2 tRNA genes and 3 rRNA genes are annotated in these 5297 nt (G+C 49.4%); all 5 read left to right on the top strand.

The features are described 5' to 3' along the window. Positions 1-9: 9 nt before the first annotated feature. The 5 genes from ACS8FC_RS13795 (at position 10) to rrf (ending at position 5289) form a co-directional block, all read left to right on the top strand. A 16S ribosomal RNA gene (locus ACS8FC_RS13795) occupies positions 10-1548 on the top strand. An 86-nt stretch (positions 1549-1634) separates the two neighbouring features. Then, positions 1635-1711, top strand: a tRNA-Ile gene (locus tag ACS8FC_RS13790). A gap of 96 nt (positions 1712-1807) precedes the next feature. Next, positions 1808-1883 (top strand) — tRNA-Ala (locus ACS8FC_RS13785). Between the two features lie 314 nt (positions 1884-2197). Continuing rightward, positions 2198-5053 (top strand): 23S ribosomal RNA (locus ACS8FC_RS13780). A 121-nt stretch (positions 5054-5174) separates the two neighbouring features. Further along, positions 5175-5289, top strand: a 5S ribosomal RNA gene (rrf, locus tag ACS8FC_RS13775). The 16S, 23S and 5S rRNA genes sit together here with 2 tRNA genes alongside, the layout of an rRNA operon. Positions 5290-5297: the final 8 nt, after the last annotated feature.

Below are 5297 nucleotides of genomic sequence, written 5' to 3'. Positions count from 1 at the left end.
AGCAAGATTAAACTGAAGAGTTTGATCATGGCTCAGATTGAACGCTGGCGGCAGGCTTAACACATGCAAGTCGAGCGGAAACGATACCAGCTTGCTGGTAGGCGTCGAGCGGCGGACGGGTGAGTAACACTTAGGAATCTACCTAGTAGTGGGGGATAGCTCGGGGAAACTCGAATTAATACCGCATACGACCTACGGGAGAAAGGGGGCAGTTTACTGCTCTCGCTATTAGATGAGCCTAAGTCGGATTAGCTAGATGGTGGGGTAAAGGCCTACCATGGCGACGATCTGTAGCTGGTCTGAGAGGATGATCAGCCACACCGGGACTGAGACACGGCCCGGACTCCTACGGGAGGCAGCAGTGGGGAATATTGGACAATGGGGGCAACCCTGATCCAGCCATGCCGCGTGTGTGAAGAAGGCCTTTTGGTTGTAAAGCACTTTAAGCAGTGAAGAAGACTCTATGGTTAATACCCATAGACGATGACATTAGCTGCAGAATAAGCACCGGCTAACTCTGTGCCAGCAGCCGCGGTAATACAGAGGGTGCAAGCGTTAATCGGAATTACTGGGCGTAAAGCGAGCGTAGGTGGCTTGATAAGTCAGATGTGAAATCCCCGGGCTTAACCTGGGAACTGCATCTGATACTGTTAAGCTAGAGTAGGTGAGAGGGAAGTAGAATTTCAGGTGTAGCGGTGAAATGCGTAGAGATCTGAAGGAATACCGATGGCGAAGGCAGCTTCCTGGCATCATACTGACACTGAGGCTCGAAAGCGTGGGTAGCAAACAGGATTAGATACCCTGGTAGTCCACGCCGTAAACGATGTCTACTAGTCGTTGGGTCCCTTGAGGACTTAGTGACGCAGCTAACGCAATAAGTAGACCGCCTGGGGAGTACGGCCGCAAGGTTAAAACTCAAATGAATTGACGGGGGCCCGCACAAGCGGTGGAGCATGTGGTTTAATTCGATGCAACGCGAAGAACCTTACCTGGTCTTGACATATCTAGAATCCTGCAGAGATGCGGGAGTGCCTTCGGGAATTAGAATACAGGTGCTGCATGGCTGTCGTCAGCTCGTGTCGTGAGATGTTGGGTTAAGTCCCGCAACGAGCGCAACCCTTTTCCTTAGTTACCAGCGGTTTGGCCGGGAACTCTAAGGATACTGCCAGTGACAAACTGGAGGAAGGCGGGGACGACGTCAAGTCATCATGGCCCTTACGACCAGGGCTACACACGTGCTACAATGGTAGGTACAGAGGGCAGCTACACAGCGATGTGATGCGAATCTCAAAAAGCCTATCGTAGTCCAGATTGGAGTCTGCAACTCGACTCCATGAAGTAGGAATCGCTAGTAATCGCGGATCAGAATGCCGCGGTGAATACGTTCCCGGGCCTTGTACACACCGCCCGTCACACCATGGGAGTTGATTGCACCAGAAGTGGATAGCCGAACCTTTTAGGACGGCGTTCACCACGGTGTGGTTGATGACTGGGGTGAAGTCGTAACAAGGTAGCCGTAGGGGAACCTGCGGCTGGATCACCTCCTTATAGACGGCATTCACTTGGCAAGAATTCACAACAAGTTGTTCTTTAGTTTTAAGCTAGTTTACTAGTTAGAGGTATATGCCTCGTACAGGCCTGTAGCTCAGCTGGTTAGAGCACCGTGTTGATAACGCGGGGGTCGGCAGTTCAAGTCTGCCCAGGCCTACCACTATTAACGTAGGTGATAAAGCCCTTAGCAATTTGCCTTTAAGCAAATTACTCTTGCGCTTGGATCAAAGCAATGCTTTGATTGTATCCTCGCTCAGGGGCCATAGCTCAGTTGGTAGAGCGCCTGCCTTGCACGCAGGAGGTCAACGGTTCGACTCCGTTTGGCTCCACCATCAGTAGACAGCGATGCAATAAGTATTAAATAGAAACGAATGATTCGCTTACCTTGCGTAAGACTGATTATTTCTTTCTGTTTTATACAGAACTTACTACTCGACGAGAGAGTAAGAACTATTTAAAAACATAGATATGAGTCTGGGTTAAGAGTGACATGTTCACGTGTCACTTTTAACCTTAATAATCAACCTTTTAACGACATTGTTTGTTATCCCAAGGGTTGATTATTAAAAAAGTAAAGAGAACTGAATCAAGCGTAAACATAGGTGATATCGTTATAATTGCTGACAAAGACCCTTTGGGGTTGTATGGTCAAGTAATTAAGCGCACATGGTGGATGCCTTGGCAGTCAGAGGCGATGAAAGACGTGACAGCCTGCGATAAGCTTCGGGGAGGCGGCAATATCCTGTGATCCGGAGATTTCTGAATGGGGAAACCCACTTACCATAAGGTAGGTATCCTAATTTATTAGGAAGCGAACGAGGGGAAGTGAAACATCTCAGTACCCTTAGGAAAAGACATCAAATGAGATTCCCCAAGTAGCGGCGAGCGAACGGGGAGAAGCCGATTGATATTAGAATAGAAGAACAGTGTGGGAAAGCTGGCCATAGTGGGTGATAGCCCCGTATTTTAAATTCTAGTGTTGACATATTAAGTAGAGCGGGACACGAGAAATCCTGTTTGAAGATGGGGGGACCATCCTCCAAGGCTAAATACTCCTGACTGACCGATAGTGAACCAGTACCGTGAGGGAAAGGCGAAAAGAACCCCTGTGAGGGGAGTGAAATAGAACCTGAAACCGTGTGCGTACAAGCAGTGGGAGCCATCTTGCATGGTGACCGCGTACCTTTTGTATAATGGGTCAGCGACTTATATTCTGTAGCGAGGTTAACCGTTTTGGGGAGCCGTAGGGAAACCGAGTCTTAATAGGGCGACTAGTTGCAGGGTATAGACCCGAAACCGAGTGATCTATCCATGAGCAGGTTGAAAGTGCCGTAACAGGCACCGGAGGACCGAACCCACTGTCGTTGAAAAGCCAGGGGATGACTTGTGGATAGGGGTGAAAGGCTAATCAAACTCGGTGATAGCTGGTTCTCCCCGAAAGCTATTTAGGTAGCGCCTCGGACGAACACCATTGGGGGTAGAGCACTGTTTCGGCTAGGGGGTCATACCGACTTACCAAACCGATGCAAACTCCGAATACCGATGAGTGATATCCGGGAGACACACAGTGGGTGCTAACGTCCATTGTGGAGAGGGAAACAACCCAGACCGCCAGCTAAGGCCCCAAATTCCTAGTTAAGTGGGAAACGAGGTGGGAAGGCATAGACAGCTAGGAGGTTGGCTTAGAAGCAGCCATCCTTTAAAGAAAGCGTAATAGCTCACTAGTCGAGTCGGCCCGCGCGGAAGATGTAACGGGGCTCAAACTAGGAGCCGAAGCTGCGGATTTGAATTTGTTTTCAAGTGGTAGGGGAGCGTTGTGTAAGCCTGAGAAGGTGCATTGTAAAGTGTGCTGGAGGTATCACAAGAGCGAATGCTGACGTGAGTAACGATAATGGGTGTGAAAAGCATCCACGCCGGAAGATCAAGGGTTCCAGTCCAACGTTAATCGGGGCTGGGTGAGTCGACCCCTAAGGCGAGGCCGAAAGGCGTAGTCGATGGGAAATCGGTTAATATTCCGATACTTGTTTATGATGCGATGGAGGGACGGAGAAGGTTATGTCAGCCTAGTGATGGTTATCTAGGTGAAAGGATGTAGGTTTATAGCTTAGGTAAATCCGGGCTATTATATACCGAGATCTGATAGCAAGTCCTACTTGTAGGACGAAGTGGCAAATACCAGGCTTCCAGGAAAAGCTTCTAAGCGATAGTCATAAACGAATCGTACCCTAAACCGACACAGGTGATCAGGTAGAGAATACCAAGGCGCTTGAGAGAACTCTGCTGAAGGAACTAGGCAAAATGGTACCGTAACTTCGGGAGAAGGTACGCTGTTGATGGTGATAGGACTTGCTCCTTGAGCTGTTGGCAGTCGCAGATACCAGGCTGCTGCAACTGTTTATTAAAAACACAGCACTCTGCAAACACGAAAGTGGACGTATAGGGTGTGATGTCTGCCCGGTGCTGGAAGGTTAATTGATGGGCTTAGCGTAAGCGAAGGTCTTGATCGAAGCCCCAGTAAACGGCGGCCGTAACTATAACGGTCCTAAGGTAGCGAAATTCCTTGTCGGGTAAGTTCCGACCTGCACGAATGACATAATGATGGCAGCGCTGTCTCCAGCAGAGACTCAGTGAAATCGAAATCGCAGTGAAGATGCTGTGTACCCGCGGCTAGACGGAAAGACCCCGTGAACCTTTACTACAGCTTTACATTGAACTTTGACCTGACTTGTGCAGGATAGGTGGGAGGCTTTGAAACCGAGACGCTAGTCTTGGTGGAGCCAATCTTGAAATACCACCCTGGTCATGTTGGGGTTCTAACTCAGGTATAACAATACCGAGGACAATGTATGGTGGGTAGTTTGACTGGGGCGGTCTCCTCCTAAAGAGTAACGGAGGAGTACGAAGGTGCGCTCAGAACGGTCGGAAATCGTTCATAGAGTATAAAGGCAAAAGCGCGCTTAACTGCGAGACCCACAAGTCGAGCAGGTACGAAAGTAGGTCTTAGTGATCCGGTGGTTCTGTATGGAAGGGCCATCGCTCAACGGATAAAAGGTACTCTGGGGATAACAGGCTGATACCGCCCAAGAGTTCATATCGACGGCGGTGTTTGGCACCTCGATGTCGGCTCATCTCATCCTAGGGCTGAAGCAGGTCCTAAGGGTATGGCTGTTCGCCATTTAAAGAGGTACGCGAGCTGGGTTTAGAACGTCGTGAGACAGTTCGGTCCCTATCTACCGTGGGCGTTGGAAATTTGAGAGGATCTGCTCCTAGTACGAGAGGACCAGAGTGGACGAACCACTGGTGTTCGGGTTGTCATGCCAATGGCATTGCCCGGTAGCTACGTTCGGATGGGATAACCGCTGAAAGCATCTAAGCGGGAAGCCCACCTCAAGATTAGATTTCCCTAAAGAGCCGTTCAAGACTAGGACGTTGATAGGCAGGGTGTGGAAGCACAGCGATGTGTGTAGCTAACCTGTACTAATTGCTCGTTTGGCTTGACCATACAACACCCAAGTGGTTTGTAGCAAGCATTATATCGATATCACCTTTATCCTTGATTCAGTTAGGATAGTGATACTTAGTCAAATAAGTAAAACAACACAGACTCATATCTAACCCCCTTTGCTGACGACAATAGCATGATGGCACCACCTGATCCCTTCCCGAACTCAGAAGTGAAACATCATCGCGCCAATGGTAGTGTGGCTCCGGCCATGTGAGAGTAGGTCATCGTCAGCTCTCTATTC

This window comes from Psychrobacter sp. 1Y4 (genome assembly GCF_051847555.1).
The sequence above is the reverse complement of the archived record's forward strand: the minus strand, read 5'-3'. Positions and strand labels throughout refer to the sequence as shown.